The sequence below is a fragment of the Acinetobacter sp. LipI_15 genome, from assembly GCF_058242865.1.
The window spans coordinates 2101984-2124807 of record NZ_JBZAYN010000001.1; the positions used below are offsets into that span (position 1 = coordinate 2101984).

The window sequence follows — 22824 nt, forward strand, 5'->3', positions numbered from 1 at the left end:
AGGTTCACTATAACAAAACCAGCTGATTAAAACGCAATATTTTTTACTTAAATTATTAAGAAAAATTTAACTTAAATCATTAATTTTAATTAGTTAATTTTTAACATTCCCTTTTTTATGTTTTTCTATACTATATGCAACAGTCACAAATAATAGTGACGTAATTCATAATTTATTAAAGAGGGTAACATGAAATTTAAAATTTTAAGCCTAGCCATTTTTAGTTCCTTAATTCTAAGCGCTTGCGGCGGCGGCTCTTCAGACAATAGTTCTACTTCATCTGAAACTGGATCAGGAAATGGAGCTGAAACTAGTTCCGAAAATAATAAATGGTCAATCTACTCATCATCATATTGGGATGGAAGCGACAATTTATTCGAAAAAACACATTTCAATATTCAAAATAATACTATTTATTTCAATGTTGATTATTTAAGCAATAACAATGAAAATTATGACTTGAAATGGATAATTTCTGATTATTTAACAGACGAAGGCCTTTATACACCAGTGCTGAACAAAACCGAATATGGTTATAAATTTGCCAATTTAATTTCTAAAAATGATAGCCAATGGATTTTCACACCAGCATCTAGTCAAAACTTCAATGGTCTGAAACTGACTCAAAATTTCGAAGTGGTAAATTTAACAGGTAAAGAAATTGGCTATTACGTAGACACATTTAATTATCTTTCAGGTGCAGATACTACGTTAGCAACGAAGTTGGGCACATTCCCTAGTTTCTATTATTCAAAATTAAAAGGAAAAACTTTTCCTCAAGGTTCAACTTGCTTAAGACTGAAAACATCATCAAGTTCAAAAAATTATGTTGAACTCCTTGGTGACAACATTAATGGTTTTGATCCTACTGAATATTTAGATGACGGTTATACCATCCAAAACATAGCTTCTTATCCAGTTTATATTTCGAAAAATCAACCTGTAAATTATGATTTTGATGCTTATGTGCAGTTTAATCAAAATTATCGTTATGGCTCATACTATAAATCAGGGACCACTTACACATTGGCTAATGATATTAAAGACTATCAAGCTGACTTAGATGAGGCGATTCAAAATTATGGAAAGGATAGCCTGGAAGCAAAAGTTGAAACTAACTATGTAGAAGCAATCAAAAATGAATGCTCGCTATTTAACAATATCGCTAGTACTGAAATTGATAAATACTCTAAATTAAAGTAATTCGATTTCAAAAAAGATCAGGTTTAAAACCTGATCTTTTTAACTACTTAGAATTTCGTGTACGACTATTTTATTAGTGTCTACGCAAAAACGCACATTACAACCGCCAAACAACATGCCATATATACGTTCAACATCATGCTGATAAGCAGGACGTGGATCTAAACTCAATACTTGTTCCAGTTCTGCTGTTAATTGTTCGGTTAAATTGCCATTATTCAAAAATACCTGTTTTTGTTGCTCAGCGTGCTCTGACCAAATCACAGATTTTCTTTCTGGCTCATCCTGCGCATAACCGCTTTGCGCATCCATAACTGCATCTGAATATTGAATATAGGGTTTGATATCTAAAATTGGTGTTCCATCCAACAAATCACTACCGACAACATAGACACGTACCGATTTTCCGACTTTTTTCACCCCTTTGAGCTGCACAACCGACAAGCCCATAGGTGACGGTCGGTACATACTTCGTGTCGCAAATACCCCGATTTTTTGATTACCACCTAAACGCGGAGGACGAACTTGCGGACGAAATTTTGTCGAATCTGCATTTTTATTTTCATGAAACTGCCAAATCAGCCAAAGATGACTAAAATCATCAATCCCTTCGAAAGCCAATAAATCGTTATAAGGTTCCACCATTTCAATATAAGATTCGACTTGCACCAAATTCGGCTGACGTGGAATACCAAATTTTTCTCGGTAGGGAGATTTCATATACCCGATAATTGGCATTTTAAGCTCAGACATAATCACTTTTTCTGATAAGTTCAATTAAATATATTCAGTTTATCGAGAATGATTTTAGATTAGAATAGTAAGCTGTTCTAATTTGATAATTTTATTGAGACCTTTAATGGCTGCTTTTAACGTCGAAAAGATTACTCACGTCCACCATTGGAATGACACTTTATTCTCTTTTAAAACCACTCGCGATACTGCGTTACGTTTTAAAAACGGTCAATTTGTGATGATCGGCCTTGAAGTAAATGGTAAGCCTTTAATGCGCGCTTATTCTATTGCAAGCGCAAACTATGAAGAAGAATTAGAGTTTTTCTCTATTAAAGTTCCAGATGGTCCTTTAACGTCTATTTTACAAAAAGTAAAAGTTGGCGATGAAATTTTAGTATCTAAAAAACCTACAGGTACGTTGGTTCTAGATGACTTAAACCCTGGTAAAAACTTATACCTACTTTCTTCAGGTACAGGTCTTGCACCGTTCCTTTCTGTAATTCGTGACCCTGAAACTTACGAACGTTTTGAAAAAATCATCGTTGTACATGGTACACGTTTCATTTCGGAATTGGCTTATCAAGATTTAATCTTAGATGAAATTCCTAACCACGAATTCTTTGGTGAATTAGGCGCGAAAGAAAAATTGGTTTACTACCCTACGGTAACTCGTGAAGAATTCCATACTCAGGGCCGTGTAACTACTGCCATTGAATCTGGTCAACTTTTCGAAAAAATTGGTCTTCCACGTTTCAACCCTGAAACTGACCGCGCAATGCTTTGCGGTTCACCTGCATTCCTAGACGACGTTGCTGCCCTGCTTGACCAGCACGGTCTGAAAGAATCTCCTAAGATGGGCGTTCTAGGCGACTACGTGATCGAACGTGCATTCGTTGAAAAATAATTAGATGTAAATTAAAAGCGCATGTCATCATGCGCTTTTTTTTATCTATATGCCACTCATGACTGATACAGCTATTTTTCTTCTTTTTCCTTCAAGTCATCAATAATTTTTGCTCTCCACTCTAAACCTTTATTTGTAGCACGAGGTAATTCATTTGAAAGAGTAATTTCAACACTATCATCTGGGTATAAATGTACTGCTAAATATTTATTATCTTTTAAGTCTTTAGAAATTAATAAAGGAACATTTATAGCTTTATGTTTACGCGAACTGTTTGTTTCACCCCATTTTACATATTGGGACCCTGTTAACACTGCTGATCTTTTCGTTCCACTACCAAATCCGCCACCCAACTCTTCACCATTTAATTCAACAATATAAGGAATATAACTTGCATCATAACCATAAGATGTTGTCGTCAACACATAAGTTTTTGTTGAATGAGTATTACACCCTATTAAACTCATTGCTGAAAGCATAATAAGCATTAAATTCGTTTTTAAAACTTTCATCATTATCCTTTTAAAAATATTGGGTTTTAATTTATTTAATTAAAAATAATAATCAAAGAAAATTAAAAATATTATCCATTAGAAACGAATAACCAAAAGGAAAATTTATCCTATTTATCACCAGCAAACTGCCAATATACATTCGCATCCATTTCAAAATGCCCCGAATGGCATCTACTTATTCAGTCAGATACCAAATCGTTAAACCCCAAGGGTTATCTTTAATCTCAGGCATAACATCACCCTGTTTAAAATGACGTTTTTCCATGTTATTCGCAGTACTATACCATTCACCTGTTTTAGGGCAAATTTGTCCTGCTTCGCTTCTTAGCGTTTTTGCACATGGGTTACTTATATCATTTTCGGAAGGTACAAATTCTCGGGCAAATTTAACCAAATCTTTTGGATAAATCATATGTGTTATTTCGCTATCATCTAAATCTAACAGATAAACGTAAGCAGCAGCTTCTATAGCCCAATAGCCAAAATAACCTCCATTTTCCATTTTATGTAAGTCATACCATGGAGCACTTTCAAATGCTGGATACCATAATTTCAAATATTCCTGTATATCTTGAATACTCTCTTCTTTAGTATCTCTATATTTACTAAAAATTAATGGGCGATATGGATTATCAAAAAACCATTGATCTACATCATATCTATCTGCCAACTCAAATGATAAAAAGTCCTCATACAGCGTATCTAATTGTTCTGTTTGCTCATGGTAAATTTTGTCTTGCATCGCTGCAATACGTGGTAATAAGTCTCTTCTGTGTAATAGATAACACAGTCCTATCAACTGCATACATCTTTCGTACTCATCTATTGCTGTAAAGTAAAATGGTGCCCAATCATTATCATTTTCATACTCTCTTAAAGCAAAAGTATATGCTTCATATCTCTCAATTATTATTTCTAAAAAATACCTTATTTTAGAAATATCATGACCTGCTGTATATTCTAATGAAAAAAATTGATATGTTTCGCTTGCCAAGAATAGTGAAAGACGACTTTGATCTTCCAAGATACCACTATATTATTGTTTTTTAATTTCAATTTTTTTAGAAATTTCAAAGAAATATCCATGCAAGCGATCATAAATATTTTCTGTTAAGAAAACTTGCCTAATCTTCTTATTAAATTCCATATTTATTCCAATAATAATGCCCCGAAGGGCATCTACTTATTCGGTCAGATACCAAATCGTTAAACCCCAAGGGTTATCTTTAATCTCAGGCATAACATCACCCTGTCTAAAATAACGTTTTTCCATGTTATTCGCAGGACTATACCACTCACCTGTATTAGGGCAAATTTGTCCTGCTTCGCATCTTAGAGTTTTTGTACTTGGATTACTTATATCTTTCTCGGAAGGTATAAATTCTCTGGCAAATTTAACCAAATCTTTTGGATAAATCATATGTGTTATTTCGCTATCATCTAAATCTAGCAAATAAACGTAAGCAGCAGCTTCTATAGCCCAATAGCCAAAGTACAAACCTTCATCCATTTTATGGGTATCATGCCAAGCTGCACTTTCAAATGCGGGATACCATAATTTCAAATATTCCTGTATATCTTGAATACTCTCTTCTTTAGTATCTCTATATTTACTAAAAATTAATGGGCGATATGGATTATCAAAAAACCATTGATCCACATCATATCTATCCGTCAACTCAAATGATAAAAAATCCTCATACAGCGTATCTAATTGTTCTGTTTGCTCATGGTAAATTTTGTCTTGCATCGCTGCAATACGTGGTAATAAGTCTCTTCTGTGTAATAGATAACACAGTCCTATCAACTGCATACATCTTTCGTACTCATCTATAGCTGTAAAATAAAATGGTGCCCAATCTTCATCCTCCTCGTCTTTGCGCAAGGCTATTGTATATTCTTCATATTTCGTAATTATATTTTCTAATTCTATTCTGAGAGGTTGAATCGACTTACCAATTGTATAATGTAAACTAAATAATTGATAAGCTTCTTCAGCGATATAATAATTTAACCGTCTTAGATCATTTAAGGATCCATTATACTCAATTTTTTTTTGAACCAATCTATGATAAGAGTTTAATAAGTACTTCGTGATTTCAATATAAGTATTTTCAGTTAGAAAAATTTGTCGAATTTGTTTTTTATAGACGTCCATATCCATTCCAAAATGCCCCGAATGCCATCTACTTATTCAGTCAGATACCAAATCGTTAGACCCCAAGGGTTATCTTTAATCTCAGGCATAACATCACCCTGTTTAAAATAACGTTTTTCCATGTTATTCGCAGGACTATACCATTCACCTGTTTGAGGGCAAATTTGGCCTGCTTCGCATCTTAGAGTTTTTGTACTAGGATTACTTATATCCTTCTCGGAAGGTACAAATTCTCGGGCAAATTTAACCAAATCTTTTGGATAAATCATATGCGTTATTTCGCTATCATCTAAATCTAACAAATAAACATAAGCAGCAGCTTCTATAGCCCAATAGCCAAAGTACAAACCTTCATCCATTTTATGGGTATCATGCCAAGCTGCACTTTCAAATGCGGGATACCATAATTTCAAATATTCCTGTATATCTTGAATACTCTCTTCTTTAGTATCTCTATATTTACTAAAAATTAATGGGCGATATGGATTATCAAAAAACCATTGATCTACATCATATCTATCCGTCAACTCAAATGATAAAAAGTCCTCATACAGTGTATCTAATTGGTCTGTTTGCTCATGGTAAATTTTGTCCTGCATCGCTGCAATACGAGGTAATAAGTCCCTTCTGTGTAATAGATAACACAGTCCTATCAACTGCATACATCTTTCGTACTCATCTATAGCTGTAAAATAAAATGGTGCCCAATCTTCATCCTCCTCGTCTTTGCGCAAGGCTATTGTATATTCTTCATATTTCGTAATTACATCTTCTAATTGAATTCTAAGTGTAGAAATATCAAACCCAGCAGTAAAATTTAGACTTAATAAATCATAAGAATGTAGTGATAAGTAATAATCTAATCTTCTTATATCAGATGGACTGTCTTCATATATTTTTTTACTTTCTAAAATTTCAATGGGTAATTCTTTTAAAAATATATTTACTCTATTGTAAACTTCATCTGTTAAAAATAATTGTCTTTTCTTTTTATCAAAAATCATTCTTATTCCAAAAATAATGCCCCGAAGGGCATAAATCATTCTTCACCATCAAACTGCCAGTACACATCACCCCAATCACTTTCAAAATCAGGGAATATATCACCTTGTTTAAAATATTGACGTGAGTTTTCTTTAGCAAAAGTATACCAATATCCTGCGTGAGGACATGGGCTACCGGCAATAACAATATCTATTCTTTCTGGTTCTTGAACTTCAACTTTCACTCGTTTTAATTCAGGCCAAGTGCTGTCTTCATCAAATCGTGCAATCCATTGCTTTGAACTTACGGCATCAAAACGTGGATTTGGATCATCTGACCACGCATCTAAAGTGGTCAGTTTTAAGTTATCACAACGTATCGGTTTAATTAGTTCATTTGCCATCACCAATAAATCAGGAACACCTTCTTCAACTGGATAAAGTGAAAGCTCTCCCAAACGTATCCATAAGCTGTATTTTGTTGAATCTTCTAGGTCTATAATTTTAGTAATTTCAATTCGTGGATCATCCAGTTTTTCACGAATTTGTTCTTCACTCAAGCCTAGTTTCTCTAGCCAGTAGGGAGAAAGTAAAAAGCACCATGTTGGGGTACGAATACCGCCACCTAAACCATCCCGATCTTCTGCAATAAACATATTTTCATGAGAAAACTCCATACCAGGATGATCAATATCGAGCCCGTAAAAATAATCCGTGAAAGTCCGTTCAACTGTTTCAAATTCAGGAGAAACAAATGCAAATTGACTTGTGTTTCCAATTTCATATCCACTATATGCTTGAATTGGGTTAAGCATTTCTAGACATTTTTGAACAAATGAGTACCAAATATCTTTATTGGATCTATACCATTGATCACCAAAAGTTAATTTTAGACTAGAATAGCGCTCACTAGAGTCTCTAATCTTTGCACTTAAAGCCCAACGTGGACTTTGATCTTGAGATTGTGCAGATGTTGCACCTAAATAGTAAATGAAATATTTTTTATAAATTTTTGCCATTTCAGCTGATATTTCTTCACGACTTCTAATCCATGAAATTGCCTTTTTCCAAACTTCAGTATCACATCGAAATCTTAAATGAAATGGCTTATCAATTATTTCGAATTCAAATTTCTCATAAATATCAATTACTTTTATCAAAAATTCTTGCGCATTTGTTTTTTTTTGATCAATATAAAATGTAATATAAGGGCAAACTCCGAACTCTTTTTTTTCTTCCCCATAAATTATTGATGTATCAAGAGGAATATCTCGAACTAATTCTTCTATTTCTTGATCAGTCAAAAATAAAGTTGATGTGCTCATCTATAAATCCTAATTATTTAAGCTATTTAATTTCTTCCACGACGATTATTAGATGAATTACCTTGTGATTTATCATCGTTAGATTCTGGTGACTTGTCTTCAGGATACCGAAATAATGATAGTTTAAAACCCTCACTAACCGTGACTCCACTTACCCTTTTTGCTTCTTTAGATTGATTATTTAATTTTCCATATTCATCAAATTGCTTTTGTTGAATTGTATCTCCTTGAAATTTAATTTCTACCAAAGCAAAAATATTCGTCAGCGAAAGTGGTTCAGCTCTGTATTCTGGAATTGCAATATCCGCACTAATTGTGCCACGTGCACGACTTGGCATAGGCCAAAATGGATTAATATCACTACCAGCGCGTTTTAAACGTGTTGCCATATCCATAGGTGGATTTTGAAATTTATTCATTCTTGCATTAAAAGGAAAGCAAACTTCAGCTTTTAAAGGCCCCCGCCATGTCAGTAGTTCATCCATACATTCAATCATGAAATTAACAGCCAATTGTTTTAATCGAACAATGGTAAATTCTTCAATTGAAACATCGGCAAACTCTTCAGCAGTCATACTGAGTAGTTTAGCAACAACATCTACTTTACTTTTTGGAATAACATCCTTAAATTTTTGCCCCCGCTTTGCACGTAATTGCACCATTGGTAATTGATCAGCTGTTTCACATACTTTACTAATTACAGGTCTAAAAGGAATTTTTTGCATAATGGCCGCAGGAATACCAGCTACACTTGCACCTCGACCTGAAGGATTTTTTGTAACTGGACGTTGTTTATCTGATCCTGTTATAGCATTAAGTTGAGCTAATTCTGTTCTTTTATCAATATTATCTGAAATCTCCAAATCTAAAGATTTCATCATTTTTTTCATTTCATCTTTAGCTTTATTAATATTATCTTTATATGCTTCAACTTCTGTATATATATTCATTCCTACATGATAAAGCTCATAGGCTGCAATCGCATAGCCAGCAATTTTAATAATCCCCAAGATAACAGGAACTGCCATTAATCTTCCCCTGTACGTTTAGCCATCGAGTCTAATTTAATTTCCCAATTTTCTGTAATACGTTCACTTTCTCTCATAATTGATTTATATGCTTCAATTTTTGTACTTATTTCAGTTACAACTTGATCAGTAAAACCTTGATCATCAGTTATGCCTTCTTTTAAAACATTCCCACTCTTATCTTTAATAGAATATTTGTAACCTTCGAAATTTCGGCCATTTGTTTTAAAAAGCTGAAACCTCCCAGAGAAAGGGCCTTGAGCAAGGACTAATTGGGGTAGTTTCGGTAATTGTAATGCTTGCTTTGCTCCACCTACAAACTTATGCTGCCCCGCCTTTACTTCAAACTTTGCCGCAGTCGTTGAGAATATCCCGGCACTAGTAATTTTAAGTTGTGACCCACCAGCGGTAAGAATAATTTCCTTTGGACTTTTTATATCAACATTTTCTTCCGTGGAAATAATTTGAATACCTTTTCGGGCAATCAGATCTGCCCCATCTCCTTGGGCTTGGATTTCAACTTTGCCTTTGCCCGCATACGCACGTAAGCCTTCTTGTGCTGCAAATAGACTGATCTTGTTTTGTGCATGGGCAATCAAGGATTTTTGGCTACTGAGGTTGATGCTATCGCCTGCACTTTGGCTGATCTGCCCATCCGCTGAAAGATGAATATCTTCCTGACTACTCACAGCAATGGAGTTTGGTGCAGATAAAATCATTAAGGCTTGTTTAAAGGCATCAGCTTTTTCTTTACTGCCTTTTTCGATTTGGCCAAGGAAGTTTTTCAGATTATCTAAGACTTCAAGTGGGTCAGTTTGTTGGTTTTTCGCCACTTCACTTAAGGCTTTACTGCTGTTTAAGTTGGCTTCGATTTGTTCTTTCGCCGCTTGTGCGTCGAGGTGCATTGCTGCTGCTTGTTGTTGTCGGTGTGTGCTAACAAGGAGCCCCTGTCCTGCACGTACTGCGCCCCACTGGTCGGTTCTCAGTTCAAAGCCTTCCCCTCGTCCTGCACTTGCTGCGGTTTCTTTGGGATGACTGAGGTTACCGAGGTTGAGCTGGGTAGCACCATGGGTACTTTGTAATTGTGTCGAAATTTGTCCTGTGGTGTCATCAAAGCGCAGTTGTCCAAAGCCTTCACCTTGGACTTCCTTACTTTTTATTCCAGCCAGTTTTTTGGTGTCTGGCAGTTTACCTTTACTATCAAATTGGGTCGGACTGCGCTGTGCTTCATGTATGCGCCCCACCACAAATGGTCGGTCGATATTGCCGTCAAAGAAATCGATGACCACGATTTCATTAATACGTGGTAAGAAACGTGCACCATAGCCTTCACCTGCCCATGGAGTCAGTACATCTACCCATGCAGAGTCCGTATCATTGTCATTGCTGCCTGCACCGCCATCATGGCTGTGGTCATCACCACGGGTAAATAAGAAGCGGACTTTGATACGCCCCCATTCATCGACATGTATTTCTTCACCACTTGGCCCGACAACTTTAGCGCGTTGCGGATGGGTGCTTGGACGGTGTTCGAGTGGATTATATGCAGGAACCGTCGCAATATTGCGGCGTTGTAATGTGAGCTGATTGGCCTGACGCTCGGCCTGTTCATGGATGGGTTTAATGTTCCACTGACTTTGTTCAATCAGTTGATTGACTTGTTCAGAGAGGTCTTTAGGTAAGTTATTTTGGTTATAGAATTTTTTTTCTGTGATTAAAAATTGTTTGTCTGCACCACTGTGTTGATCGATTTCTGGGTGTTCATTCAATTCAAACCAATAACCCACTTGGGTATCACGCACGGTCGATTGTGCATTGAATTTTTTCGATTGTAGCTCGTGATAGCGCGTTAGGTTTTGATTCAATTTTTCAATCTGGCTGTTAGATGAAGCCGTAGCTTGGTCTTCGCCTTTTAAGTCTTGCATCCATGCAGGGCTGACATGCCATGCTTGCTCTAGACTTAAGCTGGCATTGTCTTGGCTTTGGCTATGCTGATGTTTGCTTTGAACTGAACCTGCGCCTTCTTCTTGGCTCAGTCCATCGGCTTGCCAGCGCTGCACATGGACCGCAGTCGGTTGAATGCTACGTTCACCGATCAAGCTGGTGATGCTGTCTTGTTTTTCTGTGGCACTAGAGCGATGAAAGCGGATACTACGACGGCTGAGTGCTTGATATTGGCTATTGTCATCAATCAGGCGGAGTTTTTGTTTTTCAATTGGCGCTGAGGAATGCGGCACTTTCAACTGTGCTTCATCGATGAGCCAGTTAATGCCTTCACTGCGCCAAAGTCGCGTTAAAAAGTCATAATCGCTTTCATTCGACTGCATGATGAAAGGTCGTACATCATAGTTCTGACTTAAACCGCTTAGATCTAGCGTTAGACTGGCAGCAAAGAGCGGACTTTTGCTTTGCCATTCTTTAAAGAGAGTTTCACTGACATCGCGCACCGATTTGTTCATAAATACGCGGCTGTTGCGGCGCTTATGCCACAGCGATGTTGCATCTTCTAAAGTGAGTTTATATAGCGTGAGTGAACCGTCACTCTGCCCTTGGGTGGCTTCGGTAATAATACCCGTGGTGCGGAAGAGTTCGCCCTGATCGGTCACTTGATCAACGGCAACTTGTGCGCCAATAAATTGTTTTAGTGGAATAAGGGCATTAGTAGATAGGCAAATCAAAGTCGCTTGCACGCCTTGGTTTAAAACATGCTCTCCATCAATACGTTGAATAAAAAGCTCGTCATTCAACGCAGGGTTGGAAAATTGCACATGAATGGCACGTTTTTGGGCGGATAGACCCAATTGTTCTAATACAGCAAATATTTTGCCTAACATAATAAAAATTCTAAATTGTAATCATGGAAATAATTTTGCTGCTAGTTTAGTCAAATTCTTTAATAAAATTAATGCTTAAAACCATAGAAGATGTTTCGTTATGTAAAATCCACGATTCAAAAATTCACTTAAAAATAAAAAGCTGAGAACCCACTCACTAAATACTTTTTGCATATAAAATATTCACAAAATGGTCTTAGACCATGCTCTTGCATCCAACGAGCAGCGTCATGCACACAAGTGTAAAAATAGTTTTATCATCTAATTTACATCGAGCTTAATGATCAAATTTTTAATATTATCTTTAAAAATAGTGGATTAATTTAAACTTAAGCCAGATTAAAAAACATACAATCCTTTCTTTCCTGTCTTGTAATTCACCTAAGATCCCCTATAATTCAAAAAAACAGACAAGTCTGTCTATTTTGCTGCAAAAACCGAATGAATTTAGCATTCAGAGGGTAAAAATATAAAGGAGAGAAAACGTATAAAACGTTCGAAAATCAAATCATTGACTTAAGCTAACAAAGTGAATGATTTGAACGCACAATTGTCAGCAAAGCGCGATTACCCCAAATAATCGCGCTTTTTATTTTCTTAGAATCTTAAGTCATGTGAAAAAAAATTGATTGTTAATCAATACAAATAAGTCGTCGCTAGATTTTATACCTAGATGCCTACAAACAAATTTAAGCGGTCAACTCCAAACGAATTAAGGTTTCAACTCGCTTCCAATAATCTGCTAAATGCACTTGGTTGGGGTCAATTTGGGCTTGGATGGTCATGCCATCCAAAATACTACTCAAAAATGCAGCGAGTTGTTCAGTTTGCTGAATGCCCAGATTTTGCAAGGCAGTACTTAGTTTTGATTTAAGCCACTCTTTATAGTCGATCGCAGGTTGCAATGACGAAGGATAAACTTTAGATATTTCTTCTACTGCTTTTTGAAACATACAACCATTAAAATCTGCAGTATGAAACCAAGCATCGTACCAAGCAAAAATAGTTTTAATATGCGAAAGATGGTCTTCTGGATCACATTTTGCAATAGCAGCTTCAAGTGATTCCTGTAAATTAAGATTTCGAATCACGAGACATTCTTCAATTAATTTGGCTTTAGAGGGGAAATATTTATAAAACGTCATTTTAGCAACGCCCGATTCCCCAATAATTCGATCTATACCAATCGAGTTATAGCTATAAGAATTGAAGAGTTGGAGCGCAACGTTAATGATGTCTTGCTTTTTCGACATTTAATTTACCTGATGCACCAATGGGGCCTAAACATAAAGCTTTTAAGGTAGAAAACCTAATTTTTAAACATGATTTTCGCGCGCTATTGTAAAGCATAACTTAATTGGAGTCTGTAGATAAAACCTCAGCATCCCATTAAATACAGTCTGATTTCAGAAGATTTATCAAATTAGCAGTCAGGGAATTTTAGTATAAAACTGACTGCTAATTTTATTTCAACTAGCGACTTAACGACCACTTATCTGCGTTTAAAACCTTGCTGAAATGAATGCCATTAACGGTGAATTTAAGAGGAATAATTTAAGAGCAAGGGGTACTCAGAATATCTTTTTGCTTACGCTCTTGCAGTGCTTTTCGAATCACCTGATAACCACCCGTTAAACCTAAGATCGCCATGATTACAGCCACAATCAAATCTGGCCATAGACTGCCTGTACCAAATACCCCAACAGCCGCCAAGATCACTGCGACATTACCAATGGCATCATTACGGCTACATAGCCAAACGGATTGCATATTGGAGTCACCTTCTCGGAAGGCATATAAAACATATGCACAAATGACATTAGCAACTAGCGCCAAAATACCAATCACACCCATGGTAATCGGTTCAGGAGCGATCCCATTGGCATAGGCATAGAGCACTTTGGCAATCACCACGATCCCAAACGCTGCCATGACAAAACCTTTAACCAAGGCAACTGTTGCACGCCAATATAAACTGGCGCCTAGCACGGCTAATGAAACTCCATAATTAACAGCATCACCAAAGAAATCCAGCGAGTCCGCCCAAAGCGCAGAAGAATGTGCATAAGCCCCACCAATCAGCTCCACCAAAAACATCATGGCGTTAATGATTAAGGCAATCCAAAGTGCGATACGAAATTTACTGTTGGGTTTGTTTGGTGCTGGCTCATGACTACATGTACATGCCATAAATGTGCTCCAATTTTAAAATCAATGGATTTGTATTACTCTTATTCAAAACTATGGACTCACTCCAAGGTCAAGCATGAACGTACAAAAACATTATTTGATTAAAGAATTGTCCACCAAATCTGGGGTAAGCATTGACAGTATTCGCTTTTATGAAAAGAAAAAACTGCTGAAACCTAGCTTCCGCGCAGACAACAATTATCGCTATTATGATGAAGAAATGTACAAACGTTTGGTTTTTATTAAGCGCTGTCGAAACCTCGATATTTCTCTCACCGAGATTCAAACCCTGCTTGAACTTGAGCAATCCCCTACGCAAAGCTGTCATGCTGTGAATGAATTAATTGATAATCACATTCGTCAAGTTTCTGAAAAAATTAAAGAATTAGAAAATTTTAAAATACAGTTAAGTAAGCTCCGTGCTAGCTGTAATGAAACCAGTCAAATTAATGATTGCCAAATTTTAAAACATTTGGAAAACGGAATATCTTGAAAACCCAACTAAAATACTTGGTTGAATCCTTTTTTTAGATCACTACAATAAAGCCATAAATTTTTTATGCCTTTATTGACATGACGATTCAACACGTAACCGAACTCCTCTCACCTGCTGGCTCTTTAAAAAATATGCGCTACGCTTTTGCTTATGGCGCAGATGCCGTGTATGCAGGTCAGCCGCGATATAGCTTACGTGTGCGCAATAATGCTTTCGACCATGACAATTTAAAAATTGGCATTGAAGAAGCTCATGCCTTAGGGAAAAAGTTTTATGTGGTGGTAAACATCCAACCGCATAACTCAAAACTGAAAAATTTCATCCGTGACCTTGAACCTGTGGTTGCCATGAATCCTGATGCACTGATCATGTCTGACCCTGGTCTAATCATGATGGTGCGTGAACATTTTCCAGAAGTGTCCATTCATTTGTCTGTCCAAGCCAATGCGGTGAACTGGGCAACGGTTAAATTTTGGAAAAATATGGGACTGACACGTGTCATTCTGTCACGTGAATTATCAATCGAAGAAATTGAAGAAATTAAACACAATGTACCTGATATGGAAATTGAAGTTTTCGTACATGGTGCATTATGTATGGCTTACTCCGGTCGTTGCTTACTTTCTGGCTATATGAATAAACGTGATGCAAACCAAGGTGCATGTACCAATGCATGCCGATGGGATTATAAAATTCACGATGCAGTTGAAGATGAAACTGGTGATGTTATTCCCGTCACACAAATTAAAGAATCATCATGCTGCAATAATAAAGATGCCGATGAGCAACACGCCCTAGAACAACACCAATTCGGCGAGCCGGTTTTATTACAACGCAATGAAGAAGACATGTTTGCTGCCGAAGAAGATGAACATGGCACTTATTTCATGAACTCGAAAGACTTGCGTGCTGTACAGCATGTAGACCGTTTAACCAAAATGGGCATTCATTCTTTAAAAATTGAAGGCCGTACCAAGTCTTATTTCTACTGTGCGCGTACCGCTCAAATTTATCGTAAAGCCATAGATGATGCCCTTTCTGGTAAACCATTTGACCCTGCTCTCATGTCTCAGCTTGAAGGTCTTGCGAACCGTGGTTATACCGAAGGTTTTCTACGCCGCCATGTACATAGTGAATATCAAAACTATGAAACCGGCTCTTCACGTTTTGATCATCAACAGTTTGTAGGTGAAGTCTTAGAACGCAATGGTGACTCTCTTAAAATCGAAGTGAAAAACCGTTTTGTTGTAGGTGATTCTTTAGAACTGATGACCACTTCAGGCAACATCACCTTCGTTTTAACTGAAATGAAAGATAAAAAAGGTAATCTAATTGACGATGCCAAAGGTTCAGGTCATATCGTGGATATTCCTGTACCTGCCGATGTGGATATGCGATACGCCTTACTGATTCGTAACTTACCCAATTCGACAGTGGATATTTCGGCTTCAACTTTAGCTTATCAGGCTTGAGTTTACTTTATGGCTTTGTTGATTACAGACAAATGCATCAATTGTGACATGTGTCTACCTGAATGTCCCAATGATGCCATTTATGAAGGCTCAAAGATTTATGAAATCGATGTCGCACGTTGTACTGAATGCGTCGGTTTCTATGCGCACCAAACTTGTGTTTCAGTTTGTCCGATTGAGTGCATTGTGCCTCATCCTGAATACATGGAGACAGATGAGCAGTTAATGGAGAAGTTTAAAGGTTTGAATTTATTTAAATCTTAAATTCGTGATGTGATTGGTATATTAATTGCATACTCCGCTTTATATTTTATAGAGAAACAACCTTGGGGAAAGTATAAAAATAAGGTTGTAAAACAAAAATAGCTGGGCAACGAATAGGATTCAAAATGTGTGGGGACATTTTTGAATCCTAATTTTGCAGACAAAAAAAGGAACTCCGGTGTTAGCATCCAAAGTTCCTGTAAAACGAGAATATTAAGAAAAATAATATTCAAATGACAACATTCAGCGCGGCCAGCGTGTTTCTCGAAACACACTGGCCTTTCTTTTATTGACCCGAACGGATGATGTAATCAAAAGCAGACAATGAAGCTTTCGCGCCTTCACCTGTTGCAATGATGATTTGTTTGTACGGTACTGTTGTACAGTCACCAGCAGCAAATACACCTTTTACATTGGTTTCATTGCGGTCGTTAATTACGATCTCACCACGGTTTGAAAGTTCTACAGCTGTTTCTTTTAAGAAATCAGTGTTTGGTAACAAACCAATTTGTACAAAGATACCTGCCAATTCAATCGTTTTGATTTCATCTGTTGCACGGTCTTTGTAGTTCAATGCAGTCACTTGTGAACCATCACCGACTACTTCTGTAGATAATGCATTCATGATCACAGTGGTGTTTGGTAAGCTGTTTAACTTGTCTTGAAGGACTTGGTCAGCACGAAGCTTAGTATCAAATTCAACAAGTGTTACATGTTCCACAATACCTGCAAGGTCAATCGCCGCTTCGACACCTGAGTTACCACCACCGATCACTGCAACACGTTTACCTTTGAACAATGGACCGTCACAGTGTGGGCAGTAAGCTACACCACGAGTACGGTATTCTTGCTCACCTGGAACATTCATCTCTCTCCAGCGTGCACCTGTTGAAAGAATCACTGTTTTAGATTCAAGTTTTGCACCATTCTCTAAAGTTACTTCAACTAGACCATTGGCTGTTTGGTCAGCACCTTTGATGTCAGATACACGTTGCAAGTTCATGATGTCCACACCGTACTCACGTACATGTGCTTCCATTTCAGCAGCAAACTTAGGACCTTGTGTCTTTTGAATCGACGTGAAGTTTTCGATGTCCATGGTATCCATGACCTGACCGCCCATGCGTTCAGCCACGATACCTGTTTTAATGCCTTTACGTGCTGCATAGATTGCAGAAGTATTCCCCGCAGGGCCGCCACCAATCACAAGAACATCAAAGGCTTCTTTGGCATTTAACTTTTCAGCATCTTTTGCGGCAGAGTTGGTGTCTAATTTAGCAATGATTTCTTCCAAGGTCATACGACCTTGACCAATGTGCTCACCGTCTTGGAATACCATTGGTACAGCCATGATTTTGCGTTCTTCGACTTCGTCTTGGAAGAATGCACCATCAATCATGGTTGCAGTTGTACCTGGGTTATAGATCGCAATTAGGTTCAAGGCTTGAACCACGTCAGGACAGTTATGGCAGCTGAGTGATACGAACACATCAAAGTCAGTTTTAAGACCTAAACCTTTAATGGTATTCAGTACTTCGTCAGAAACTTTCGGTGCATAACCAGAGGTTTGTAACAATGCCAAAATCAAAGAAGTGAATTCGTGGCCCATCGGTAGACCTGCGAAGAATACACGTGGTGTTTCACCTGCTTTTGCAATACCAAAGCTTGGCGCACGGCTGTTGTTACCGTCAAAACGTGCAGTCACTAAATCAGATAAGGCAGCAACTTCAGTTACCAATTCTTTAATTTTGTCTGATTTGTCAGTGCCGTTTAAAGTCGCGACGATTTCAATCGGGCCTTCAAGGCGTTCAAGTAAGGTTTTTAATTGAGCAGAAGTATTTTGATCTAACATTGCTAACGTCTCCAGAGGAGTAAATTTATTTGATGAGAGAATGATAGAACAAACCATTAAATAGGTGAAACGGTTTGTTTTTATAAAATTAATCGGTTTTTCAAATTAAATGATTAAATTTCTTTCTAAATCATAAATATATGGGCCTATATTAACATTAAAATGATTTATTTCGTACATATATATCGTGATAAATCCCTCATTTTTTTCTTTTTTATTGAAATTACACCAAGCCTATGCAAGACATACGCACGACCTGATCAATTACAAAACCTTTATAAAGCTTTAAGTTTCATTTCAGCAAGTCGGCTTTAAATCAAATGAAATATCAGATGATTTGACTGCTTTAAAGAGCCATCGATACAGCAGCAATCTATCCCTTGCATTAATCAGCCATCGATCTACATGTATAAAATCAATAGTGAGCAGAATAATGAAAATTGAATTTGTCTTTGATATTGTTTATCCCATGAGTTATGTCGCATTTCAAAAGTTAAAACAAAACTGGAATGAACATACAGCAACCCGTGTAGAGCTATTACCGATTCAACGCGTTCCAGAAATTCCTGAACAAGGCTTAGATGTGCTGCAGTATTTAACCGATAAGTATGGTGCGAGTGCAGCAAAGCGAAAACTCGAAATGACGAAGTTCGCCGCTTATAGCGAAGACGTGATTGTCAATATTGAGTACATGAAACGTATGCCAAACAGTCAACTGGCTCATCAAGCTATATTGGCCTTGGACAATATTCTGGATCAATATGCCCTGACTCAAGCCCTATTCCATGCATTATTTGCACACGGTCAAAATATTGCTGATATTCAGGTTTTAAAAAGCATCATTGAAGGCATTGGTTTAGATGGCTCAAAAGTACTGCGCTCAATTCAACATAAAGATATTGCAGACCGTCAGCATGAAATTACACAATATGTAAAATCAAAGGGACAGCACCCCATTCCTTTTTACCTTGTGGATGGCGAAGTGAATGATCAGACTTTTTCTACACAGGAACTTCGACAACTGTTTCATCGCGCAAGTTAATCTACCCAAGATCAAAAATCCCCATACAATGTGATGGGGATTTTTATTCTGAGCAATGCAATGATCTAAAAAGAAAATAGGCCTGTTAATGAAGTCCCTGCTCAATTCGATTAATCCGTGATTTGAAATGCTGAGATAGTAGATACAAAATTAAGCTCAAAACCAGCGTGAGTACCATCACGGCGATCAACACCCAACGTACAACAACTTCTACTACATTGGCTTGCTGAACTTGTTTTTCCACGCTTTGCGCCATCGGTGTCATGGTTTTATCAAATAGCTGATTTTGCATTGCCCAGAGCTGTTCAGGCTGAAAACCGTATTCACGGAATTTTGCTGGATTTTGTTGCTCGGCATTGATTAAGGATTGCACCAAAGGAATTGCTGTCGCACGATCTACAGGCTTATGCATCAAAGCAGCTTGTGCAAGTAAATAGGCTTGCACGGGTTTTGCCAATTGTGCATCTTCCATCTCGAAAGCCAGCTGGCTTTCTTGAATATTTTTTTCATAATGTACCAATTTTTGATCTGCTGCACGGTCATCATGATTAAGGTCATATTGCACATAAGTTAAGCCTGACCAAAGCACGATAAACGATAAAATCCAGCCGACAAATTTCAATACAAATGATTGGAAGCGAATTCTAAAAAATTGAAATTTCCTTAGAAATCCAACCAAGAAAAATGCGCCAATAAATGAAACGATGAGTTTGAGAAATAACCAACCAATAAAGGATAAAAAGTTTAAAAAATAGTCGGAGGACTCACCAAGTTGATATGTCAAATCACCTGCACTGACGGGAATATGCAGTTGCTGTACGCTAGAACTTAGGCCAAAAAAGCTATAAACCATATCATGCTGAATAAACAACATCACAGCTGAAACGATCAGCACAGAAACACTGGTTAAGGTCAATAACGTTAAATTACGTTGACGCTTCTTAATGGTTTGAAGCCCTGTTTCCAGTTGCTGCGGATTTAGCGCATATTCATCAATGGGAGGCAAAGACATACTCCTTCAGATTATATTTTCACCTCCCTCACCGTTTATGAAGAAGGGTTTGAACCACTCGATTCAATTACTAAATGATTCAAATTGTTTTGTAAGGCACGAATACGTGTCGTCGCTTCTTCACGCTTTTGTACACCTTCTTTCTGAATTTGAATCACATCATTAACGGTTTTAATGAGGGTATTTTGCACATGTTCAAGTGTGTCAATATCAATCACTGAACGCTGATTGGCTTTCGCTGTATCGACAGAGTTTTGATGCAACAAATCTGCATTGCGTTTTAACAGGTCATTGGTCGCATCATCAATGCTATTTGCCAATTGCACGCTGTTCTTTTGTTCTTGCAATGAAATCGCCAAGCTAATTTGGTTTTTCCAAGCCGGTAAGGTGATATTTTTAATAGCATAAAATTTATCAACCAACATCAAATTGTTGGATTGAATAATACGAATCATCGGCAAGGTCTGCATCGCAGACTGTTGCAAGATCTGTAAATCACTCACACGTTTTTCAAGATTATTGGCCAAATGGTTGAGGTCATAAACTTTTTGCGTAGTCGTTTGATCTTGAACTTGTGTCGTTAAGCTCGCAATTTCCTGTTGAATTTCCTGCTCTTTCAACTTACCTGCGGCAATATACACCCCTAATTGTTTATATTCGTCTTGCACGCCTTCAAACATTTTATCTAAGGTATTTACACGCGCTTTTAAGCCATTTTGCGAAGTTTCAATTTCTTTGACCAAAGCATCAATTTGCTCTTTGGTGGTATTAAAGTGCTGATCAAAACTTTGCTTGGCACCTTTAAATTTACTCAGTAAACCACCAAAAAATCCTGAGCTTTTAGATTTATTTAAAATGCTCGTGGTATTCAATTGCTGTGCGACTTGTACCACCTGATTGAGCTTTTGACCTGTCGCATCTAGATCTTTATTTTGCACCAAATTTAATAATTCATCGGTATAGGTCGACGTCTTGGTGGCAATGTTTTTACCATATTCAGCAACACTATTATGACTTAAATCTGCCAATTCCTTACGTGCAGCTTCGACTTCGTGAAAATCGGAAGTTTGTAAGCCAATTTCCTGCAAATTGAGTTGCTGAAATTTTTCTTCAGTCAATTCTTTGCTTACTTCAACGGGTAAATTTTTGGCATCTAAATCGGTCATAACTCACCTTATATTTCTAAGACTTAGAGGAATTCTCTAATGATTTTTTTAAAGTTTTAATCAAATTTTCACGGCTATTATCAAGCTTTTCCAATGAACTTGTCGAGTTACTTTGACGACTTTGTTTCACATGATATTGCCATGCTGGAATCAACACCTGCTGAGCTTCCTTATATCGATCTAATAATCCAAAAGAAAGCTGCTGAGAAAGCTGCATTTGCGTAATGGCAATATCATTACTGGCTTGTAAGGTTTGCAAGGTATTCACCTTTTTCGATAAACGTTCAGCAAAGTTATCAAGCGGATGCTGATTTTTCACAAACTGAGGGTATTCCAGCAAGAACTCTTCAGCCGCGACGATATAGCGCGCCATTTGCTCACGTAAGCCTTGTAGTTGATTAAAACGTGCTTGGGACTTTTGAATTTCTAACTGTAGTTTTTGGCTCAGATGATTTGCCCGATCAAGTAATTGATCTAGATTTTTATAATATTCAACTTGTCCTGAACCATATTCCAAATCGATGCCTAACCATTTTTGCAAGGCATTAAATTTGCGTGTTTTTAAATATTTTTTTGAATTGGCTAGAGCTTGAATCAACTGCTCAATGGTTTGACTAAGTTGTTTCGTCAACTGAGGGTCAACACCATCTAGCAGCACCGACTGTGCTTGAATTAATTGATCTGCATAATGATTTAGACGATATTGATCGGTCAGTAATGGCACAAGGTCATTCCGCTTAATCGAAAGCACTTCCGCCCGATCTACCGTAATATCCTTTAACGGCACCAATACATCAATTTGTGACATAGCCAATTAAACTCAATAAAATCATTTTTATACTACAAGTTTTGCCATAAAAGTCTTGTAGTATTTTGCAAAAAATACATCTATTTCATCAGTCAAATTTCGTCATTAAATTCAACCGTCGCATATAGATCCGCCTATGCAGCCATACGGCATTATTTCAATGGATATGATGACCTACACTGATGAATTCAAGCTTAAGACACCCAAAGATTCAATCTAGATTTAAATTAAACAACTGACTCTACATGAATTATTATCAAAATTATCGTAAAATTTAATTCATATACCTTAGAACCAAATATTAGATCAATAATTTTAGAGGCTTAAATGGAACGTTTTTTCCATAACACAATGTATGCAGCACGTTGGATTCTGGCTCCCGTGTACTTTGGTTTATCCTTTGCACTGCTACTGCTCGCGATTAAATTTTTCCAAGAAGTCATTCATGTCCTTCCGCATATTTTAGAATATTCAGAAGCTGACCTGATTTTAGTCATCCTCTCTTTGGTCGATATGACTATGGTGGGCGGACTGATTGTGATGGTGATGTTTTCTGGCTATGAAAACTTTGTTTCCCAACTGAAAATAAATGAATCGACCAATCGCTTGAACTGGCTAGGCACCATGGATGCCAATTCATTAAAACTCAAAGTTGCAGCGTCAATCGTGGCAATTTCTTCGATTCATTTATTACGTATCTTTATGGATGCGAAAAACATCCCCAATGACAAAATCATGTGGTACATCATCATGCATTTAACCTTTGTTTTTTCTGCTTTTATGATGGGATATTTGGATAAAATCAGTAAGCACTAATCTAGGTAAGGTTAATGAAGC

21 protein-coding genes are annotated in these 22824 nt (G+C 37.1%); 7 read left to right on the top strand and 14 right to left on the bottom strand.

What is annotated here, in order from left to right; genetic code table 11:
- Positions 1 to 189: 189 nt before the first annotated feature.
- The gene (locus AC4CU0_RS10095; protein ID WP_168379329.1) at positions 190 to 1203 is read left to right on the top strand and encodes a hypothetical protein; all 1014 of its coding nucleotides are present in this window, start codon (positions 190 to 192) and stop codon (positions 1201 to 1203) included.
- A 39-nt stretch (positions 1204 to 1242) separates the two neighbouring features.
- Here AC4CU0_RS10095 and tsaA read toward each other — a convergent pair whose 3' ends face one another.
- Entirely contained in the window at positions 1243 to 1956 is a 714-nt protein-coding gene (tsaA, locus tag AC4CU0_RS10100; RefSeq protein ID WP_180005251.1) for a tRNA (N6-threonylcarbamoyladenosine(37)-N6)-methyltransferase TrmO, read from the bottom strand.
- A 106-nt stretch (positions 1957 to 2062) separates the two neighbouring features.
- Between tsaA and AC4CU0_RS10105 the strand changes: the two genes are divergently transcribed.
- Positions 2063 to 2842: a ferredoxin--NADP reductase gene (locus AC4CU0_RS10105; protein ID WP_078189109.1), complete on the top strand. Its 780-nt coding sequence runs from the start codon at positions 2063 to 2065 to the stop codon at positions 2840 to 2842.
- Between the two features lie 71 nt (positions 2843 to 2913).
- Here AC4CU0_RS10105 and AC4CU0_RS10110 read toward each other — a convergent pair whose 3' ends face one another.
- The 9 genes from AC4CU0_RS10110 to AC4CU0_RS10150 all read right to left on the bottom strand — a co-directional run bounded on the left by AC4CU0_RS10110 (position 2914) and on the right by AC4CU0_RS10150 (position 13875).
- Positions 2914 to 3354: a hypothetical protein gene (locus tag AC4CU0_RS10110; protein WP_490743062.1), complete on the bottom strand. Its 441-nt coding sequence runs from the start codon at positions 3352 to 3354 to the stop codon at positions 2914 to 2916.
- Positions 3355 to 3532: 178 nt separating this feature from the next.
- On the bottom strand, positions 3533 to 4381 hold the full coding sequence (locus AC4CU0_RS10115) for a PoNe immunity protein domain-containing protein (protein ID WP_490743063.1): 849 nt from the start codon (positions 4379 to 4381) through the stop codon (positions 3533 to 3535).
- A gap of 159 nt (positions 4382 to 4540) precedes the next feature.
- Positions 4541 to 5515, bottom strand: a complete 975-nt coding sequence (locus AC4CU0_RS10120) for a PoNe immunity protein domain-containing protein (protein ID WP_490747078.1) — start codon at positions 5513 to 5515, stop codon at positions 4541 to 4543.
- A 32-nt stretch (positions 5516 to 5547) separates the two neighbouring features.
- Complete coding sequence (locus AC4CU0_RS10125; RefSeq protein ID WP_490743065.1) at positions 5548 to 6519, bottom strand: PoNe immunity protein domain-containing protein; 972 nt, start codon at positions 6517 to 6519, stop codon at positions 5548 to 5550.
- Between the two features lie 35 nt (positions 6520 to 6554).
- Positions 6555 to 7823: a type VI immunity family protein gene (locus AC4CU0_RS10130; RefSeq protein WP_168379324.1), complete on the bottom strand. Its 1269-nt coding sequence runs from the start codon at positions 7821 to 7823 to the stop codon at positions 6555 to 6557.
- A 26-nt stretch (positions 7824 to 7849) separates the two neighbouring features.
- Positions 7850 to 8851 (bottom strand): hypothetical protein, encoded by a 1002-nt coding sequence (locus AC4CU0_RS10135; RefSeq protein WP_168379323.1) that lies wholly within the window; start codon positions 8849 to 8851, stop codon positions 7850 to 7852.
- Entirely contained in the window at positions 8851 to 11685 is a 2835-nt protein-coding gene (locus AC4CU0_RS10140) for a type VI secretion system Vgr family protein (RefSeq protein WP_490743066.1), read from the bottom strand. Before AC4CU0_RS10140 ends, AC4CU0_RS10135 begins: the two co-directional genes overlap by 1 nt.
- 689 nt (positions 11686 to 12374) lie before the next feature.
- Complete coding sequence (locus AC4CU0_RS10145) at positions 12375 to 12938, bottom strand: TetR/AcrR family transcriptional regulator (RefSeq protein ID WP_180042285.1); 564 nt, start codon at positions 12936 to 12938, stop codon at positions 12375 to 12377.
- Positions 12939 to 13239: 301 nt separating this feature from the next.
- A complete protein-coding gene (locus tag AC4CU0_RS10150) occupies positions 13240 to 13875 on the bottom strand; it encodes a cation efflux transmembrane domain-containing protein (protein WP_180089095.1) in 636 nt (211 codons plus the stop codon).
- Between the two features lie 76 nt (positions 13876 to 13951).
- On the opposite strand from AC4CU0_RS10150, the gene AC4CU0_RS10155 reads away from it, so the two are divergent.
- From AC4CU0_RS10155 to AC4CU0_RS10165, 3 genes are all read left to right on the top strand, one after another.
- The gene (locus AC4CU0_RS10155; protein ID WP_168379319.1) at positions 13952 to 14368 is read left to right on the top strand and encodes a Cd(II)/Pb(II)-responsive transcriptional regulator; all 417 of its coding nucleotides are present in this window, start codon (positions 13952 to 13954) and stop codon (positions 14366 to 14368) included.
- Between the two features lie 80 nt (positions 14369 to 14448).
- Positions 14449 to 15843 (top strand): prephenate-dependent tRNA uridine(34) hydroxylase TrhP, encoded by a 1395-nt coding sequence (trhP, locus tag AC4CU0_RS10160; RefSeq protein WP_490743067.1) that lies wholly within the window; start codon positions 14449 to 14451, stop codon positions 15841 to 15843.
- 9 nt (positions 15844 to 15852) lie between these two features.
- On the top strand, positions 15853 to 16107 hold the full coding sequence (locus tag AC4CU0_RS10165; protein WP_168379317.1) for a YfhL family 4Fe-4S dicluster ferredoxin: 255 nt from the start codon (positions 15853 to 15855) through the stop codon (positions 16105 to 16107).
- A gap of 286 nt (positions 16108 to 16393) precedes the next feature.
- On the opposite strand, the gene ahpF is transcribed toward AC4CU0_RS10165, so the two are convergent.
- Positions 16394 to 17959 (bottom strand): alkyl hydroperoxide reductase subunit F, encoded by a 1566-nt coding sequence (ahpF, locus tag AC4CU0_RS10170; protein WP_490743068.1) that lies wholly within the window; start codon positions 17957 to 17959, stop codon positions 16394 to 16396.
- Between the two features lie 433 nt (positions 17960 to 18392).
- On the opposite strand from ahpF, the gene AC4CU0_RS10175 reads away from it, so the two are divergent.
- Positions 18393 to 19001, top strand: coding sequence for a DsbA family protein (locus AC4CU0_RS10175; protein ID WP_490743069.1), 609 nt, complete (start codon positions 18393 to 18395; stop codon positions 18999 to 19001).
- 85 nt (positions 19002 to 19086) lie between these two features.
- Here the strand turns inward: AC4CU0_RS10175 and AC4CU0_RS10180 are convergent, their stop codons facing one another.
- The 3 genes from AC4CU0_RS10180 to AC4CU0_RS10190 are packed head-to-tail and all read right to left on the bottom strand — an operon-like array spanning position 19087 to position 21987.
- Positions 19087 to 20007, bottom strand: a complete 921-nt coding sequence (locus tag AC4CU0_RS10180) for a hypothetical protein (RefSeq protein ID WP_490743070.1) — start codon at positions 20005 to 20007, stop codon at positions 19087 to 19089.
- A 41-nt stretch (positions 20008 to 20048) separates the two neighbouring features.
- Positions 20049 to 21179, bottom strand: coding sequence for a toxic anion resistance protein (locus AC4CU0_RS10185; RefSeq protein WP_180163520.1), 1131 nt, complete (start codon positions 21177 to 21179; stop codon positions 20049 to 20051).
- Positions 21180 to 21195: 16 nt separating this feature from the next.
- Positions 21196 to 21987, bottom strand: coding sequence for a tellurium resistance protein (locus tag AC4CU0_RS10190; RefSeq protein WP_078189121.1), 792 nt, complete (start codon positions 21985 to 21987; stop codon positions 21196 to 21198).
- Positions 21988 to 22314: 327 nt separating this feature from the next.
- Here AC4CU0_RS10190 and AC4CU0_RS10195 point away from each other — a divergent pair, with 327 nt between their 5' ends.
- The gene (locus AC4CU0_RS10195; RefSeq protein WP_078189122.1) at positions 22315 to 22803 is read left to right on the top strand and encodes a TIGR00645 family protein; all 489 of its coding nucleotides are present in this window, start codon (positions 22315 to 22317) and stop codon (positions 22801 to 22803) included.
- The last annotated feature ends 21 nt before the right edge of the window (positions 22804 to 22824 follow it).

What these genes read in the sequence shown, in the direction of transcription:
- AC4CU0_RS10095 (WP_168379329.1), top strand. Translation starts at nt 190, where the DNA reads ATGAAATTTAAAATTTTAAGCCTAGCCATTTTTAGTTCCTTAATTCTA.
- tsaA (WP_180005251.1), bottom strand. Translation starts at nt 1,956, where the DNA reads ATGTCTGAGCTTAAAATGCCAATTATCGGGTATATGAAATCTCCCTAC.
- AC4CU0_RS10105 (WP_078189109.1), top strand. Translation starts at nt 2,063, where the DNA reads ATGGCTGCTTTTAACGTCGAAAAGATTACTCACGTCCACCATTGGAAT.
- AC4CU0_RS10110 (WP_490743062.1), bottom strand. Translation starts at nt 3,354, where the DNA reads ATGAAAGTTTTAAAAACGAATTTAATGCTTATTATGCTTTCAGCAATG.
- AC4CU0_RS10120 (WP_490747078.1), bottom strand. Translation starts at nt 5,515, where the DNA reads ATGGACGTCTATAAAAAACAAATTCGACAAATTTTTCTAACTGAAAAT.
- AC4CU0_RS10125 (WP_490743065.1), bottom strand. Translation starts at nt 6,519, where the DNA reads ATGATTTTTGATAAAAAGAAAAGACAATTATTTTTAACAGATGAAGTT.
- AC4CU0_RS10130 (WP_168379324.1), bottom strand. Translation starts at nt 7,823, where the DNA reads ATGAGCACATCAACTTTATTTTTGACTGATCAAGAAATAGAAGAATTA.
- AC4CU0_RS10135 (WP_168379323.1), bottom strand. Translation starts at nt 8,851, where the DNA reads ATGGCAGTTCCTGTTATCTTGGGGATTATTAAAATTGCTGGCTATGCG.
- AC4CU0_RS10140 (WP_490743066.1), bottom strand. Translation starts at nt 11,685, where the DNA reads ATGTTAGGCAAAATATTTGCTGTATTAGAACAATTGGGTCTATCCGCC.
- AC4CU0_RS10145 (WP_180042285.1), bottom strand. Translation starts at nt 12,938, where the DNA reads ATGTCGAAAAAGCAAGACATCATTAACGTTGCGCTCCAACTCTTCAAT.
- AC4CU0_RS10150 (WP_180089095.1), bottom strand. Translation starts at nt 13,875, where the DNA reads ATGGCATGTACATGTAGTCATGAGCCAGCACCAAACAAACCCAACAGT.
- AC4CU0_RS10155 (WP_168379319.1), top strand. Translation starts at nt 13,952, where the DNA reads ATGAACGTACAAAAACATTATTTGATTAAAGAATTGTCCACCAAATCT.
- trhP (WP_490743067.1), top strand. Translation starts at nt 14,449, where the DNA reads ATGACGATTCAACACGTAACCGAACTCCTCTCACCTGCTGGCTCTTTA.
- AC4CU0_RS10165 (WP_168379317.1), top strand. Translation starts at nt 15,853, where the DNA reads ATGGCTTTGTTGATTACAGACAAATGCATCAATTGTGACATGTGTCTA.
- ahpF (WP_490743068.1), bottom strand. Translation starts at nt 17,959, where the DNA reads ATGTTAGATCAAAATACTTCTGCTCAATTAAAAACCTTACTTGAACGC.
- AC4CU0_RS10175 (WP_490743069.1), top strand. Translation starts at nt 18,393, where the DNA reads ATGAAAATTGAATTTGTCTTTGATATTGTTTATCCCATGAGTTATGTC.
- AC4CU0_RS10185 (WP_180163520.1), bottom strand. Translation starts at nt 21,179, where the DNA reads ATGACCGATTTAGATGCCAAAAATTTACCCGTTGAAGTAAGCAAAGAA.
- AC4CU0_RS10190 (WP_078189121.1), bottom strand. Translation starts at nt 21,987, where the DNA reads ATGTCACAAATTGATGTATTGGTGCCGTTAAAGGATATTACGGTAGAT.
- AC4CU0_RS10195 (WP_078189122.1), top strand. Translation starts at nt 22,315, where the DNA reads ATGGAACGTTTTTTCCATAACACAATGTATGCAGCACGTTGGATTCTG.